At 44.1% G+C, this 16,676-nt stretch carries 14 protein-coding genes and 2 pseudogenes; 1 reads left to right on the top strand and 15 read right to left on the bottom strand.

The window, feature by feature from the left end; translation table 11 throughout:
- The first annotated feature begins 30 nt into the window (after positions 1–30).
- Positions 31–120 (top strand): hypothetical protein, encoded by a 90-nt coding sequence (locus tag NFR99_RS15625; protein WP_416388342.1) that lies wholly within the window; start codon positions 31–33, stop codon positions 118–120.
- A gap of 52 nt (positions 121–172) precedes the next feature.
- On the opposite strand, the pseudogene NFR99_RS15495 reads toward NFR99_RS15625, so the two are convergent.
- The 15 genes and pseudogenes from NFR99_RS15495 to NFR99_RS12695 form a co-directional block, all read right to left on the bottom strand.
- A pseudogene (locus NFR99_RS15495) lies at positions 173–379 on the bottom strand (replication initiator protein A); the annotation flags it as partial.
- Between the two features lie 17 nt (positions 380–396).
- Positions 397–1,287 (bottom strand): ParB/RepB/Spo0J family partition protein, encoded by an 891-nt coding sequence (locus NFR99_RS12760; protein WP_172551737.1) that lies wholly within the window; start codon positions 1,285–1,287, stop codon positions 397–399.
- The gene (locus NFR99_RS12755; protein ID WP_160562334.1) at positions 1,277–2,116 is read right to left on the bottom strand and encodes a ParA family protein; all 840 of its coding nucleotides are present in this window, start codon (positions 2,114–2,116) and stop codon (positions 1,277–1,279) included. Before NFR99_RS12755 ends, NFR99_RS12760 begins: the two co-directional genes overlap by 11 nt.
- Before the next feature lie 21 nt (positions 2,117–2,137).
- On the bottom strand, positions 2,138–2,314 hold the full coding sequence (locus tag NFR99_RS12750; protein ID WP_004070281.1) for a hypothetical protein: 177 nt from the start codon (positions 2,312–2,314) through the stop codon (positions 2,138–2,140).
- The gene (locus NFR99_RS12745) at positions 2,314–2,778 is read right to left on the bottom strand and encodes a DUF6075 family protein (protein WP_160260537.1); all 465 of its coding nucleotides are present in this window, start codon (positions 2,776–2,778) and stop codon (positions 2,314–2,316) included. Before NFR99_RS12745 ends, NFR99_RS12750 begins: the two co-directional genes overlap by 1 nt.
- Positions 2,779–3,119: 341 nt before the next feature.
- Positions 3,120–3,455 (bottom strand): annotated as a pseudogene (locus NFR99_RS12740) (nucleoside recognition protein); the annotation flags it as partial.
- A gap of 123 nt (positions 3,456–3,578) precedes the next feature.
- Positions 3,579–8,117 (bottom strand): NPCBM/NEW2 domain-containing protein, encoded by a 4,539-nt coding sequence (locus NFR99_RS12735; protein WP_251353814.1) that lies wholly within the window; start codon positions 8,115–8,117, stop codon positions 3,579–3,581.
- A 140-nt stretch (positions 8,118–8,257) separates the two neighbouring features.
- Complete coding sequence (rsmI, locus tag NFR99_RS12730) at positions 8,258–9,097, bottom strand: 16S rRNA (cytidine(1402)-2'-O)-methyltransferase (RefSeq protein WP_120484900.1); 840 nt, start codon at positions 9,095–9,097, stop codon at positions 8,258–8,260.
- Positions 9,098–9,296: 199 nt separating this feature from the next.
- Positions 9,297–10,034, bottom strand: coding sequence for a tRNA1(Val) (adenine(37)-N6)-methyltransferase (locus NFR99_RS12725; protein WP_120484901.1), 738 nt, complete (start codon positions 10,032–10,034; stop codon positions 9,297–9,299).
- The gene (locus NFR99_RS12720; protein WP_120484902.1) at positions 10,024–10,932 is read right to left on the bottom strand and encodes a PSP1 domain-containing protein; all 909 of its coding nucleotides are present in this window, start codon (positions 10,930–10,932) and stop codon (positions 10,024–10,026) included. Before NFR99_RS12720 ends, NFR99_RS12725 begins: the two co-directional genes overlap by 11 nt.
- Entirely contained in the window at positions 10,932–11,927 is a 996-nt protein-coding gene (holB, locus tag NFR99_RS12715) for a DNA polymerase III subunit delta' (RefSeq protein ID WP_251353813.1), read from the bottom strand. Before holB ends, NFR99_RS12720 begins: the two co-directional genes overlap by 1 nt.
- Before the next feature lie 202 nt (positions 11,928–12,129).
- Complete coding sequence (locus NFR99_RS15690; protein WP_251353812.1) at positions 12,130–13,569, bottom strand: aminotransferase class I/II-fold pyridoxal phosphate-dependent enzyme; 1,440 nt, start codon at positions 13,567–13,569, stop codon at positions 12,130–12,132.
- A gap of 541 nt (positions 13,570–14,110) precedes the next feature.
- Complete coding sequence (locus NFR99_RS12705) at positions 14,111–14,989, bottom strand: sigma-70 family RNA polymerase sigma factor (RefSeq protein ID WP_251353811.1); 879 nt, start codon at positions 14,987–14,989, stop codon at positions 14,111–14,113.
- 62 nt (positions 14,990–15,051) lie between these two features.
- Positions 15,052–15,900, bottom strand: coding sequence for a hypothetical protein (locus NFR99_RS12700; protein ID WP_251353810.1), 849 nt, complete (start codon positions 15,898–15,900; stop codon positions 15,052–15,054).
- A 7-nt stretch (positions 15,901–15,907) separates the two neighbouring features.
- Entirely contained in the window at positions 15,908–16,351 is a 444-nt protein-coding gene (locus NFR99_RS12695; RefSeq protein WP_135976919.1) for a TroA family protein, read from the bottom strand.
- Between the last annotated feature and the right edge of the window lie 325 nt (positions 16,352–16,676).

The raw sequence follows: 16,676 nt of genomic DNA, 5'->3' as shown, positions 1-16,676 counted from the left end.
TCAACAGACGAAGAACTAAATAATGCAACTATGGATTATGTATATGTGTATTACAATCATATCCGCCCACATTCATCAAATGGATATATGACACCATTTGAAAAAAGAATGCAGGAATGATTATGTCAAAACTTTTCCTTGTAAGTGTTACAAAAAAGCTTGACCATCTCAAATGGATATACACCCTGTTTTCCTCGTCAAGCCAGCCATTCTTGATTGACAATGCCAGCCTGTCAAGCATCAGACCATAAAGGAGCTTTGCATCGCTGGACAACTCTTTAAACCTTGCGTCTTTTATCAGCAGCCTCGGAACTCGGTAAAAAGAAAACTGTTCCGCTTCGATGCCATAATAATAGTCAAATTTTATTGTGCCATCCACGCTGATGCACCTCCCCTCTATTGTCTTTTCTTCCATTCATCCAATAGCTGAATGATGATGCCCTCTATTTCCTCACTGCTGCAGTCCTCCGCAAAATATTCGCTGATTTTGTCCGCTTTCAGTGTTACCTTCCGTTCCTTCGGCTTTTCCTCCGTCAGTATCAGGCGCACCATTGCAAGGGTAAGCTCCCCGGTCTTGCCATATTCCTTGATTTTTGCCGACTGCGCCATGCTGACGTTACAGCCTTTTTCCTCTATGACTGCCTGCACCCACTGCTGCGCTTCCTCCGCCAGAAAGGAAATGTCAACTCCCTGTGAGAAACCGAGTTTTTTACCGTCCACCATAGTAAGAAGTTCATCAGACAGCCGGGAAAGCCAGATATACCGCTGTACTTTTTTAGCGTTCTCCCCGGCAGCTTCCCCGACCTCATCCAGTGTGTTTCTTCCTGACTTCTTCCCCTGATGCTTCATGGCTTCATATTTCATCTTGTAGGCTCTCGCCTTCTCACTCGGTAAAATATCTTCCCTCTGGATATTGGAATCCACCATGATTATCGTAGCTTCATCATCGGTGTAGTTGCGGACAACCACAGGCATCTCCGTCTTTCCGGCAAGCTCCGAGCCACGCTTGCGGCGGTGTCCGGCTATGATTTCATAGCCGCCGCCCGCCCTCGGTCTTGCAATTCCCGGCACAAGCACCCCGTACTGCCGGATACTCTCCGTTGTTTCCTCCATCTTCTCATCGTCCTCCACCCGGAAAGGGTGGTCTTTGAACGTATAAAGCTCTGCCAGCGGCGCATTGATAATCTGTTCAACGCCGCTTTCCTGTGCAGCACTCCCGCCGAACAAATCATCAAAACTTTCCAGAGCAACCTTTGATGCGCTTCTTGGTTTTGCGTTACTGCCCATCTGCGCTCACCTCCTTGCTTTGCGGAGCAAAGTGCGAGTCACCCTGACGAGCAGAGGTGATTACCTCCTTTGTCAGAGAATCATAGGCTGACGCTACTTTCCCCTTTGGATCATGCTTGTAGATGCTGACACCCTCCGCTGAAATCTCCGCCGCCCGGACGGAAATGGGAATGACATTGGCAAATATCCTCACCCGGCTTCCGTATGCCTCCTTCAGCATGGCGCTGATGTCCTTTGCGTAATTCGTCCGGCTGTCTACCATTGTAAGCAGAATCCCCTCAATCTCCAGTTTCGGGTTAATCTGCCGCTTTACCTTGCCGACTGTCTTAATAAGCTGCTGCAAGCCTTTGACGGGCAGATATGCCGCCTGTACGGGTATCAAGATGCTGTCGGCGCTGGCAAAGGCATTTATGGTAATCATACCGAGGGAAGGCATACAATCAATCAAGATATAATCGTAATTCTCCCGGACAATCTCTATGTATGACCGGAGTACCGTTTCCCGGCTCATAACATTCACAAGGGAAACTTCCAGACCGGAAAGTTCAATGTTCCCCGGCATAAGGTCTATCCCTTCCTCATGGTGGAGAATGCCTTCTCCCGGCTCTACTTCCCCGTCATTGATTAAGTTCCCCATAATGGTTGCAAGCGTGACTTCCAGACTGTCCGGCTCTGTAAAGCCTAAACTTGCGGTCAGACTGCCCTGTGCGTCCGCATCAATCAAAAGCACTTTCTTTCCCTGTTTTGCAAGTCCTATGCCTAAATTGCTTGTAGTGGTGGTCTTGCCCACACCGCCTTTCTGGTTTGCGATTGCGATTATTTTACACATGATAATTCTCCTTTGCTTCTACTAATTTTCTTTTACGTTGCTTTTCCTGACTTCCACATAAGTCCTGTAATATTTCTTTGTCCCTTTGTTTGGGAACATATCGGAAAACTCCGTCACCTCGATTTTCGGGTTACGCTGTAAAATCTTCCCGAACCACTTAATATCGTTCTTCGTTCCCATAAGCCTGACTTTTAACATCAATCCCGTCCTCCAAGCATGGCGTACAAGTTGTGGTTATATGTTACATATTCCGGATAACGAATCTGTACCGCCTGCCAAAAATAAGGCGCATAGGCACAGCAGAACAGTTCTTCCACTGTGTACCGTCTGCACTCGTCCACCTGTTCCTCCGCATCATCATAGTCAAGGACACTCGGCGTACCATTGCAGTAAAGGTTAAACGCCATCCTGACTACTTTTAAGCTCCCGCTGGTCTGCCAGCCTTCATGCAGACACTCCGTTTTTACACAGCCTGTCTTAAAGTTATAAATGCTGTTGATATTTCTTCTTGTGTCATCGCTGATACCAAGACAATATACAAGCGCTTTGTGGTACACGTCCTGATACCTGACCTCTTTCAATTTCTCGTAGTAGAATTTTTCATGTGCATCGCTGATAAAAGTAATCGCTTTCTCTGCACTTAACGCTGTATTGTTCTTCATAAATTCATTCCTCCTATTATTTTGAATTTGTAAAAAGAAATAGGACTAAGCTAGTTTTAACAGCATTTCTGCCATTCACTAATTTAGTCCTATCTAAATCATCAATATGAAATTGTTTACCTTCTACCCTCCTTATGCTATACTAAAACCAGTAACTCATTGCTTTCAGGCACTTTGAGTTACATTACTGACATTTCTTCCTATTTTCTTTTGAATCGGCGCCGTCCAAATGAAAAATCAGAAATGCTTTGATGCAAAACTACATTTTTTCATTAGGACTAAATTCGGCGGAAACCCTTGATTTCTCAATGGATTTTTCAACCTGTCATTATAATAACTCAAAGCCCCGCTGGTGTAGCCGCCCACCCAAGCCCTAAGAAATTAGCTATAAAGTTCGTTGTAATATGTTTATTTGCTTCATGGCCATCTGGTATATCCGGAAACAAAAACCGGATAAGCGGCCGTATTTTTCTGGAAATTGCCTGTATCATTCCCGCTTCACTGCCAATTTCCATAACTCCTGTCCAGAGAGACATAATTCCAACCATTGTGACACAGAGCATCACCGCTTCCTTTGAAGATGAAATCGCAGCATCTGTTACCTCCTGCATAGTTCCGGTAAATGCCCCATAGATGATTCCCGCCAGTATCATTCCTCCCCACAAATAATTCATCATACGCCGCCACCTCCTGCCATTCTGCTTAAAGATATGCCGCATCCCTGTTTTCTATGACGCTGTACAAAAAAGAGCCGCCATAGGAAATCTCCTGAGGCAGCTCTTATCGCGTACTTTTATCTTTTATTTTGTGACTTTTACACTTTTTACAATTTTTGACTTTTTCAGTAGTTTCTTATAATTCTTCAGCTTTTTCTTTGGAACACGGATTTTTGCCCTTTTGTTTATCTTTGAAAATGCTTTCTTTCCGATACTCTTTATTTTCGTTGACTTTATTATAATTTTTTTTAGTTTTTTACATCCGGCAAACGCCTGTTTCCCAATCTTGGTAACGTTTTTCCCAACCGTTGCCTGTACAAGCTTTTTACATTTACCAAAAGCCTTTGCACTTATCTCCGTTACACGGTACACATACCCTTTCACTTCGATTGTATCCGGAACCACTATTTGTTTATCTGTATTTTTCTTTGGTTTTACAACAGCTGCCGTTCCTCCAGAACTCCCGGATGTTAAAATCTTATACATAAACTTTCCGTATTCCACTGTACTTCCCACTTTCGGCAGAACAGGTTCAGGATTTTTCACTGGCGGAGTTACATTCTCTCCCGGTTTTTTGTCTGGAGGAGCCACATCTTCCCCCGGATCCTTATCAGGAGGCGTCACCGTCCCCCCCTGATTTTCTTCTTGTGTAAGCTGCGCATCTGTTTTAATCTTATCAAGAACTGCTTTTGCTGCTGCCAGCGCGGCATTCACATCCCCGGCATCCGCCGCTTTCTCTATGGCTGCTTTTCCGTCTGCTATCGCCTGTGCCAGCTCCAGTTTCTGCGCTTCTCGGTAATCTTCGGCATTTTTATATGTTTCCAAAGCCGTTTCTGCATCTGTCTTTCTCTGTACCAGCGCCTGCTTCGCTTCTTCTGACAATTCCTGCACATGCACCGTACAGGTAAAGGTTTGCTGCGGATATTTTGCCGTAATCACAGCATCCCCTTTGCCCGCTGCCGTAATAATCCCATCTTCACTTACCAACGCCACAGAACTATCTGAAGAACTCCACATAACTTTGCCTTTATCCTGAGGCATCAAAGCTTTATTGTCCGATACAGTTGCTGACTCCCCGACCGTCAACGTGATTTCCTGCTTGTCTCCATTATTGATCAGCTTTGCATCTGCCAGGGATACATATGCTTTTCCTTTAACCTGTATTGTCTTAATTTCCAGTTTCTTAACCCCTGCAATATCCAGCCGGACAGGCTCTGCCAAGCCCCCTCCCTCGAGCGTTTCAGAGCGATACAGAAGGTTTCCGTCTCCATAGATTTCTACTACAGCCTGCACTTCTCCTGGCTGACCAGCATCCACGCCCGCCCAGGCTGTCACTGTATCAAATCCCTTACCTTCCAAATCCCAGGATACCGTACTTCCGGCTGCCATCCCGACTCCTTTTGCAAAGGTCTTTTTTCTTTCATTTACAGAAAGAGAAATCTCTTGCCCGTTTCCATTCAGATCCCTTTGTACAGACTGATCCGACGTATCCATATACATATCTGTTAAATACGTATTCTTAACAGATATCTTATATTTTTCATACAAACGAAACTCTGCAGCAGAAATAAATTTATTTTTTTGATCTTCTGCATCCCCTGCCGTGGACAGCGCCGCTATACGGATTCTTCTTGCACCCGGCGCATCAAATTCTACACTCTTTACATCCTTATTGTTTGCCCATGTACAATTTTCCAACGAGACTTCCTGAAAATCATCCCTATTTTCCGTAATACTGTAAAAAATACGATACGATAAAATTCTTCCATTATCAGATCCCCCTGTCCTGGGCACATATTCCAGTTTTCCAATGTCCATATTTTCGTCCAGAAGAATTGTATAAGTATTATTTTCCTCCTCTGCCGGATTCGCATAGACGCCTTCCCCAGTCCATCTCGTATGCCAGATAGTATTCTCATCTCCATCCAATGCATTCTCTGCCGCATTGTCGTCTTTATCCTGCTCGCTGTCTGCGAAACCGTCCATCTTTGAGGAATCTACTTTCGCATATCTCATATAAGCTTCCGGTTCTATGCCAACCAGCATTCCATAAGACGCATTATATTTTTCCTTTGCTTCTTCATTCAGAAAATCATATGCCGCAGACACTATCAGTTTTTCATTGTGATACTTTCCTGCATCAGCCATATCACTTTGGCTCATATTTTCTATCATTGCTTCCGAATAAGACTTAAGGACGGACAAATACGCATCCATCTGTTCTTCCTCATCCCAGCCGCTTTTCATCAGCCCTTTTTCTGTCAATACATAAGTAATCGTCTTTTCCTCACCTGAGGCAGCTCCATACGCCTTAAATCTATCCTCCCTGTTGTCATAACCGCTCACCAGCTTCAGCCTGCCTGACGGTTCGGCATGGTAAATTTCTAAAGTTGAACCAACCGGAAAGGAATAATCGCCAACTTCTTCTTCCATTGTCACATTTCCAATCATATCTTTGTTAAAAATGACATTTCCTTTCGGATCCATTGCTTTTATCTTTATATAAGACGTATCATAATATACATGCGGACTTACATGATTAATTCTCAGATTCAGTTTTTCGGATGCGGAGTTTACAGAAATAGCCGCTATTTCCACATCATCAAATCCTGTCAGCCGAAATCCCATATCATCCCCTACAGGATTCCCCTCTATTCTGGAGTATGAAAATGTCTTTGATACATTTCCCTCAGAAGCTGCCAGATATTCATTTCCGTACTGATAAACAGACGCGCGGGGCGCTGGAAGCTCTACTTCATAAATACCCACAGGAAGTTCAACCGAAATCGTTTCTCCTGTAACACAAACTTCTTTTACAATCTTTTCTCCGTTTTTAATCAAAATGTTTCTATTCTGTATCTGAGCTATATTATCAATAGAAATCTGAAATTCTACTTTGCTCTTATACCCTGTATCTGCCAAGTCATCTGTACTCACCAGGCTGTAAATCCCATTCAGCCCTAAATTTTCCCGTATTTCCTCACATTTTTCCTCATCCGCTATCAGATTCTTCAGATAATAAACCATCGGCAAATCCATGTCATAAATCTGCGATTCCTTTTGCTTAGACAGCTCAATATGCCATCCCTCAAAATAAGGAATGACATTATATCCTCCTGCACGGCTGAAACTGTCTATAATCACATCCGAAGACGATGTATGCATTTTATTTTCATAATAATATTTTCGATACTGCGTATGCATAGCTGATACCGTATTTTCCGGCCCCAGTTTATCCAATACATTGACAAACATAAAAAGGCTTTCTCCGTAGTTCCATGCACCGTCTATAATCCCCATAAATGTGGTTTTCGAATTTCTTCTATTCTCGGCGCTCTCTCCCAGTTCCGCAAACTTTTGGGCTTTCTGCTCTATTGGGGCATACCCAAGCATCCATCCCAAATCCCCTTCCCTGTATGTCTGCTCAAAATAATACCCCATAATGTTATTCGTAGTTTCCACAAAAGGATGCTCCCTTTTCGCAATCGCCCCTTCATAGCCATGTCCAAACTCATGAAGGCTGAGCCAGTTTTTCACCAGATACCCTTCCATGCTCTCACTGTTACTTGCACTATGATCCTGACTATAATAAGCCGCGCCTGCGCCATGTTTATTTGCTTTAATAAAAAACTTTGCCCTCACATTCTGATTATAAGGTTCCGCTTCTCCAGGATAAAATTTCAGCCCTGAATACCTATCATACTGTTCCACAAATTCCCCGTACCATTCCAGCATCCCATCAATAGACGTAAAAGAATACACATCCCTGTCTCCCTGATTTGTGATACGGTTAATAATATTATCCCTGTCCAAAATAGGAACCAGGAATGTAGCGGCCTCTCCTTCTATCACCGCAAAAGGCGCCTGAGAATCATCCCATTTCCTAAAAAATGTATTCTCATCGTCTCCATATCTATAATAAGGTAATTCTTCCAGCTCTTCCTTCCATTCAATTTCAACAATTGGCTGTACAGAAATATCTTTCGGCGTTTTTATAAAAGGCACACTGTCCTTGCTTTTTTCAGCTCCGTCTTCCCGAAAACTATTCTTTACCGTCACCCATTCCCCACTGGAAGGAATACTTGCTGAAGATTCTGTATACGAATCATCATTCATAAATCCCAATTCAAGATTCCTATTAAATTCTTCGTGATTTACCAGACGGACTTTCATTTCTGTGTCCGCAGGCAGCCAGATACCAAGATTTTGCCTATCATGATAATACCCCCTGTCAAACCCAATATCTGTCAGATGAGAAGCTTCCGGCAGAGTATACAGCTTCCTCTGTATATTCTTTTCTCCCTCCGAACCATCATTATCCCTTTCAAGTACCAGTACAACAGTTTCCATTTGTACCGTATTTCCGTCTGCATCCGTTACTTCATAAGAAATCGTCTGTTCTCCCAAAACAGAAGTGTCTATATTACCTGTTTTTACGAGTTCCGTAGTTAAATCCCCATCCTCCTGGTCATCTGCAAATACTCTGTTTCTGCTTTCTTCATAGGTGTCTCCCTGATAAACCCAGGTCTTTACGGTTCCGGATAGAGATGGTTTTCGATAAGCATCCTCCATAGCATCCATCCGCATTCCCGGCACCAGCATAACTGCCATTCCAAGCGCCAAAATAATACCACGTTTTTTTGCTAAATGATTCCTCTTGTCTTAATTCCTCCTGCTATGTTCTTCTTAAATCTGCCAAACAGGTTATTATAAACATATTTCCCCGGAACATGCAATACCAAAAATTCCCGTAACAGAACATCCTATTCCAATAACATTTTGTACACTTCTCTTTTGCCGATTCCCCTATCCTTTGCCACCTGCTTCATGGCATCTTTCTTCTCCATTCCCTGGCTAAGATACTTTTCCATATGCTCTAAAATACTGACTTCTTTCCAGGAATCCTGCGCCTCCCGCTCTAGTTCTTTCCGGTTTTTTCCCTCAATCACAAGCACACACTCCCCTTTCGGCTCAGTACTTCTGTAATATGTCAAAGCCTGTGCTATTGTTGTGTGAAATGCTGTCTCATGCTTTTTTGTCAGCTCTCTGCATACCGTAATTTTCCTGTCCCCCAACGCCTCTAAAAATTCCCCCAGCGTGCGAACCAAACGATGAGGCGCTTCATAAACAATGATTGTCCTTGTTTCCCTTGAAAGTTCTGAAAAAACAGCCTGCCTTTCCTTTTTATCAACAGGCAAAAAAGCCTCAAAACAAAATCTCCGGGTGGAAAGCCCTGAAAGTGTGAGCGCCGTAATACATGCTGCTGCTCCTGGAAGGGAAGTCACTTCAATTCCTGCCTCATAACACATTCTCACCAAATCTTCCCCAGGATCTGAAATCCCCGGGGTTCCCGCATCCGTAATCAACGCAACATTCATACCCTGACGCATTTTTTCAATCAGTGTGTACGCCTTTTCAATTTTATTGTACTCATGATAACTTGTCATAGGCGTCTTGATCCCAAAATGATTTAAAAGCTTAATACTGTTTCTTGTATCCTCCGCTGCAATAAGATCCGCTTCCTGCAGCGTCCGCAATACACGCATTGATATATCTTCCAGATTTCCGATCGGTGTTGCGCATAAATATAATTTTCCCTGCATCTCCTATCTCCTTTGCTCATACTGTGCAGGTCAAATACCCCGCAGCAAGCTGCGGGGCATGACCTAGTTTGTTCTTTCCGCCCAATGAGCGGGGTATTTGACCCTCGCGGCATTCGCCAAATATCCGCGCAAGCGCGGCTGCCTAGCTCATTGCTCGCGGGAATAAGCCCGGAATCCTTTCTGTTTCCCGGGCTGCTTCTTAATATCCGTAAATATCATAAATTTCGTCTGTATACACACCTTGCTTCTGATATACAATCAAAGGCTTTTCCACTGTAATTCTCGACTTCGCCCCTCTGACAGACTCTATCAAAACCATATTCGGTTCTTTATCCACAAAAGGATGGACAAATTTAATTCTTTTTGGCTCCAGCTTATATTCCACCAGCATATGTATAATTTCTGCCAGACGGAAAGGTCTGTGAACCAAATAAAACCGCCCTCCTACCCGAAGAAGTCTGGCCGCCTGGCTAATCACATCCTCCAGCGTACAGCAGATTTCATGCCGGGCTATCGCTTTCTCCATATCAGGATTCACCAGACCGTGGCTCCCTGTCATATAAGGCGGATTGCTCGTAATCACATCAAAAGAAGCCGGCTTAAACAGCGTCCCGGCTTCCTTTATATCTCCCTCCACGATAGAAATCCTTTCCTCCAGATGATTATAGATTACACTTCTTCTCGCCATATCTGCACTGGCGCTCTGAATTTCCAGCCCGATAAAATGCTTTCCTTTTGTCTTTCCTGCCAAAAGAATCGGGACAATTCCCGTCCCTGTTCCCATATCCAGCACAATCTCTTCTTCTTTCACATTTGCAAAACCGGAGAGAAGCACGGCATCCATTCCAAAACAAAATTTATTTTCATTCTGAATAATTTTATATCCATTTCTGTGCAGTTCATCCAGACGTTCTCCTGGGCGCAGATTATTTTTCATCTTTCTTGGACTTTCCTTCCTTTTTTTCCAATTCCTCCAGCTCTTTTAGCTCTTTATCATCCACAGATATTTTCTCTTTTTTCCGCCTTGCCCTGAACTTAAGCTGGTCTGCCTTATATTCCCTTGCTTCCTTCTCCCCGTCAATATCTACGATAATTTTGACCAGCTGACGCAGGACGCTAACACTTTGTACTTCTCCCTTTAGTCCATCGTCAGTCTGAACCATATCTCCAATTCCGGGAAGCTTGCTGTTCAGATATTCGTAAGTCTCCTCCTCATTCTTCAGGCAGCACATAAGTCTCCCGCATACTCCTGAAATCTTTGAAGGATTCAGGGAAAGATTTTGCTCCTTTGCCATCTTTATCGATACCGGAATAAATTCCGATAAATAAGAATGGCAGCACAACGCTCTCCCACAGATACCAATACCGCCGACAATTTTTGTTTCATCCCTTACCCCAATCTGACGAAGTTCTATCCGCATCTTAAATACTGATGCCAAATCCTTTACCAAATCACGGAAGTCAATTCTGCCGTCCGCAGTAAAGTAAAACAATACCTTATTATTGTCAAACGTATACTCTGCATCAATCAGCTTCATCTCCAGATTATGCTTCTTAATCTTTTCCTGACAGATTTTTATAGCTTCCTTTTCCTTCTCATGATTTTTCTCCACTTTCATATCATCCTCAGAATCAGCCATCCTGATTACCGGTTTCAGCGGCTGGATGACTTCATTCTCCGGCAGTTCCTTCGGACCCATAACCACCGTGCCATACTCTATTCCCCTGGCAGTCTCCACGATAACATGATCGCCTTTATTTATATGGAATTTCCGCGGACTGAAATAATAAATCTTCCCGGCATTCCGAAATCTCACTCCGATTATCTTTACCATTATGCTAAACTCTCCTTTATTGTCATAAACAGCAATTCCATCGTCAATTCAAAATTTACATTAGCGTTAATACGCTGTTTTGCCTTTTGAATACCGTCCAGAATCCTTTCCAGCCCCTCATAGGAGCTCTTACTTGTCTGGTCTGAAATCATTTGTACCTGATCTTTAAACGCCAGCCCGTCCACATCCTTCGTAGCCTTAAAATACAGAACATCACAGTACCATACTGCAAGTAAATCAAAAAAGTCTTCTATAAACAGCTTAAAATCCACCATTGATTTTACAGACACAATAATATCCTGTATTTCCATATTCGCCGCATCTCTAGCCAAAGCCAAAACGGCGCTCTTAATCTCCTGAAACTTTTCTGATGTGGCAAGTTCCATCGCGCGTCCAATATTTCCATGTGAAAATGCCGAGCAGATATCTGCCTGATAATCAGGAATCTGCACATGTTCCATCAGATACTGTCTCACCTGTTTATCTGATACAGGTTTCATATTCAACATCACACATCTGGACAAAACCGTAGGCAGCAATGTAGACGCATTCACGGTAAGCAGAATAATAACCGCATAAAACGGCGGCTCTTCTATAGTTTTCAACAAAGCATTCTGTGCCTGCACAGTAAGCTTTTCCGCCTCCGGCACAATATAAATTTTATATTTGCTGCTATATGGCTTTATCTGAACGTCATTCACCAGCTGCTCCCTAATCTCATCTACGCTGATGCTATTTGGTTTCTCATGCACTATCCTTATAATATCAGGGTGATTTCCGCTCTCAGCCTGTCTGCAGGATCTGCATTCCCCACAGGAATCTTTCTCTTTCCTTTCGCACTGCAGCACCTGGGCAAAAGCAGAAGCCAACAGCTTTTTTCCAGAACCCTTTTCTCCATTGATAATATAAGCATGAGAAACCTTATCTAGCTTCATCGCACTTTCCAAATGCTGTATCGCCTCTTTATGTCCAACAATATCTCTAAATCCCGGCATATTACCACCTCATAATCATCCTGTGTCTATCTGTACTTTAATAACAGTTCATTTCTATCTCTAATTACATACATTGTTCATATTCTGCTGCATATACGAATACTGCACATTTTTGCAGCAAAATATTTTCATTTCATTTAATAAAGATTATAACACACATTTGTGCGTTTACCTAGAAAAATATCTAAAAATTTATAACTCTTTAAAAAATGGCAGTATTCATTACCTGTATGTGTTCTGCAGAATAATCCGCCATTCCCTGAACAGAATACCCTTCCCTAACAAGCCGTCTGATTTTGCCCAAAACCTCCCTGCTGATGATTTCACCCGGAACCAGCATAGGAATTCCCGGCGGATAAAGATAAACAAATTCCCTGCAAATCTTTCCTTCTGCCTTTTCCAGCAAAACAGACTCTCCCGGACTCTCCAAAGCCTCATGGATTCTGCACCACACTTCATTTTTAATAACAATATCCTCTATTGTCAAAGTACTTTTCTCTGTATTCTTCTCAATTTTATTTTCCAGACAGGCATCTATTTCTTTTAAAGCCTCAGAAAGCCTCAAAAACCCTTCTTCTGTATCTGATATTGAAGTCAGCGCCAATCCATAACTTCCCCCCGCCATTTCCAGCTCCAAATGATATCTATTCCTCAACAGATTAGCCAGCTGATTTCCTGTAAATCCCGCTTTTCTTGCAGAAATTACTAATTTTGACCTATCAAAATCATGAATCCCGCTTTTCCCCATAAGTCCATGATTTGCCAGATAAATACATCCTAAACTTTCCGTTTGTTTATAGAAAACCTCCAGATTTCTTCTTAAACTTTCAAAAAGTTCTCCTCCTCTTTTTTCAAGAAGACAAACACATGAATCCATTCCGGCCATAAATACATAAGACGGGCTGCTTGTCTGATAAATATCTAAAAACTTTCTCAGGCATTCTCTGTCCACCCTGTTTCCATTCACATGAAGAAGCGCCGTTTGTGTAAGAGAAGGCAGCGTCTTATGCAAACTATGAATCACCAAATCTGCTCCCATTTCCACCGAACTCTTTGGAAAATATTCATGAAATCCAAAATGCGCCCCGTGAGCTTCATCCACAATCAATGGAATCCCTTTTCTGTGAACAATCTGCGCTATCTTTTCCACATTAGACACTACACCGTCATAAGTAGGAGAAGTAATCATAACGGCCTGAATATCCTGAAATTCTTCTAAAGCCTTCTCCACAATATCCTCATGAATCCCTCCGTTAATTCCAAATATATCCTCTTTCTCCGGATACAGATATTCTATATCCAGCCCTCTTAGATATGCCGCGTGATATGCTGCTTTATGACAATTTCTTGCCATAAGAATCTTTCCACCCCTGGTCATACAGGCCGATACCGCCGCCAAAATACCGCATGTACTCCCATTAACCAAAAAATACGTCTCTTCTGAATGATACAGAGCCGCTGCTCTATCCTGCGCATCTTTTAAAATTCCCTCCGCATGGTGCAAATTATCAAATCCTTCAATTTCCGTAATATCAATTAAAAAAGGATTCGCAAAATCATCTTTCCTACGCTTATGTCCCGGCATATGAAAAGGATACATTTCGGATGATTGATATTGCAAAAGCTTATCATACAAATTCATTTCCTCTGCTCCCGCTTACCTTTATTTTTAATAATCTTTGCATTTTCTTTAGATAAAAAACATACTTTGAACACAGATTTCGCTTATACTATAAATGTATTAGCAAACAGCTAATATATTTTCATAACTCACTCTTCGCAGCTTCCACAAAGCTGCGGAGAACTCCCTCAAAATTTTATTTTTTCTCTTTCCTTGTAAAGAACCTGCTTCGGCGGGTTCTTTACTTATCACTGAGACATTTTTGAGACATTTACTCTTGAATTTATCCCCGGATAAACCAAAAAGCGCAGTCAACGTGAAGAAAAGCACCCTCAACACGAGAGTGCTTTTCTTCTTGAAACCCGCTTACTTACTAGGTTTTTTAGTGAGACATCGGGGATTCGAACCCCGGACAACTTGATTAAAAGTCTTGCAGAAACCTTTTTCTTATCTCCTGATATCCCCCGAAAATGGCTTAAAACGGGCATTTCTCGGCACTCCCCTTTTTCTATCTTTGCCCTGTTTTCAATTATTTTACATAGCTTTGTTAGTCAAATGTTAGTCAATTATACCGCTCTGCAAGCCTTAACGCAAGCTTTTCCGTGCTGCTCGTCCAGGTGCGGTTAAACGTCCCGGCTCCATTCCCACGGAACGCATGTTCAGAGATGTACTCGTCACGGAACGGCAGCAGGCGGCGCGCCCTTTTGGGTTTCCGAAGTTCCCGGAGAGCGTGGCGTTCTTGGTCCCATACCCCCTGACGGGTAATACCTAGCTTCGCCCCTATTTCCTCCAGCGTCAGCCCCTCTTGAAAGCGCATCCGCAGCACCGGGGCTTGTTTCCCCGGCAGAGCATCCACCAGCGTCCATATAACCGCTTTTAGCTGTTCCTGCTGCGCGGCATCCACTACGCTTCCCTCCACATCATCACGCCCAGGCTGCAAGTCTGCAAGGGTGGTTTCCCCGTCCTGCTCCGCTATTGGCTCATCCAGGCTCGCTAATGTAGCCATGCTGGCGGCTTCCTTTATCCGTTTCAGGGTTTCCAGGCTCACCCCAAGATAACGGCTTGCTTCCTGTTCGGTTGGTTCTTTTCCATACTCCCGCTCAAATACTGAACACATGCGGCGGTATTTGGCGATATCTTCCCGCCTGTTCACTGATATACGTATTGGCGAAGAATATTTATCTATATACCGCCGTATGCTTGCCCTTATCCAGAACCCGGCACAAGTAGAAAATACCGTTCCATCTTCCGGCCGGTAGTTTTGCACGGCATCACACAAGCCAATATAGCCCTGCTGCTCCAAGTCCTCTATATCATCATATGCGGCATACTTCCGGGCTATGGTATGTATAAGCCCCCGGTTCTGCTGCCACAGGTTCAGCATGTTCTCCGCTTCATCCACGCCCGCACGGATGCGCGCTACAAGCTCTTCGTTCGTCATGGTGTCGCACCTCCCTGGACTGCAAAGCCCCGGCTGTCCGTTAGGACTCCGGGGCTGCTTTCTTATTTTGCGTCTGTTGGCTGTGCCTGGTAATAAATCGCTTTCGCTTTATTCTCCATGACAAACGCATCATACACGATACGGCCTTCTACCAGGAAACCGCTGATACCAGGCGGGTTCTCGTGCGTTTTATAGCTCTCCAGCTTCGTAGGCGCTACAGTCGCACACGGATGTGCAACCATGAACCCGAAATCTTTGGGGAGCCTGGAAGCCGGAACCCTCATCACTGACAGCCCGTCTAGGTTTCCAATAACCCCACGGAGCCGCATGTCTGCGCCGATATCCGTCTCCAGCACAATATCCTTACACTGCTTCATGAGATGATAAACATCCGGCGTAACGATAAGCTGCCGTTCTGTCTCCGGCACTTCGGCATCATCAAGAACTTTATTCGCTTCGATGATTTCCAGATAGATATTATCCTTCGTCAGTGCGGCGGCAGCGGGTTTATTCCCGGCATTAATACACATCTGATTGAAAGTATACGTGTCAACCTCCGGGATGACTACCTGCCGGATTTGCCGCGCAAGTGCTGTCGCTGCTTCAAGGTTGCCCGCCGTCTCCTCTGCGTCGAGCGCATCAATGGCGAACGTAAAGGAACGGTCATTCCTAAGCGTCATTATCTGCGTGGTCGCGTCCAGGCTCTGCACGTTGCCGTAGCGGCTCCAGTTCTCACCCACCGCACCTTTTCTGCCGTAATCATTCATAGTCCCGGTAGAGACTTTGTATATCTTCACTGTATGCGCACCAGCCCACGAAAAATCTTGGTTTGTGACCAGTGCTTTCTTGCTTTCCGTGGAAAACTGTTCATCCACATAAGGCAGATACTCTTCTGCTAATTCTATTGCCATATACTATCTATCCTTTCAGCCCCATTGCTGCCCTGATATCCGGGTCGCCGTCTGGATAGCTTGCGCGTTTCTCCGGCTCCTTCATGTGCGAAATTACCCGGTAGCCCGTTTCGGCTTTCTTCTGCTTCCCGGTCAGCTCGGCAATGAGTTTTATACTTTTTTCCATTTCCTCTTTGCTGTTGCAATTTACAAGAGGGAGATAGTCACGCGATACACCAGCATCTGCAAGCTTCTCCCTTGCGTCAAGCTGTAACTCCCGGCGGTTTAGCTCCTGTTCCCTGGCTGCATAGTCCACCCCAGGCTGCCCGGCTTTTGCCCTTGCAAGCCGCCGCTGTACAATCTCGCTTACTTCCTCTTGCGTGAAAAGCTTCGGTTCTTCCTGCTGCTGGTTCTGGGCGTCCTGCCCTGCCCCCTGCTGCTGGGTTACATTCTCCATGTTCTGGTTTTCCATGTCCTTCCCCTTTCCCCGTTTAACGCCCGGCGGCTCTGTAAGAAGATGTTTTATACAGGGAGAACCAGAAAAGGCGTGGGAACAAGCCAGCGATAATTTAATAACCATCACTGAATCGTTCCCACGCCTGAAAAGTATCGGCTTCCATCCGGCAGGACGGCGCCGGATGGGGTACTTGTCTATTTTCTGATTTTCACCTTAAAGCTAGTATACCACACCTGGGCTGGATGCACAAGCACCAATTCCACGTTGTTTGTGTCAAGTGTTCGTTGGCACTTTTCTGATTTTCTTTATGAAACTAGTTTTACATAGCCTTTTTATCTCA

Source organism: Hominisplanchenecus murintestinalis (genome assembly GCF_943193015.1).
GTDB lineage: Bacteria > Bacillota > Clostridia > Lachnospirales > Lachnospiraceae > Hominisplanchenecus_A > Hominisplanchenecus_A murintestinalis.
The sequence above is the reverse complement of the archived record's forward strand: the minus strand, read 5'-3'. Positions and strand labels throughout refer to the sequence as shown.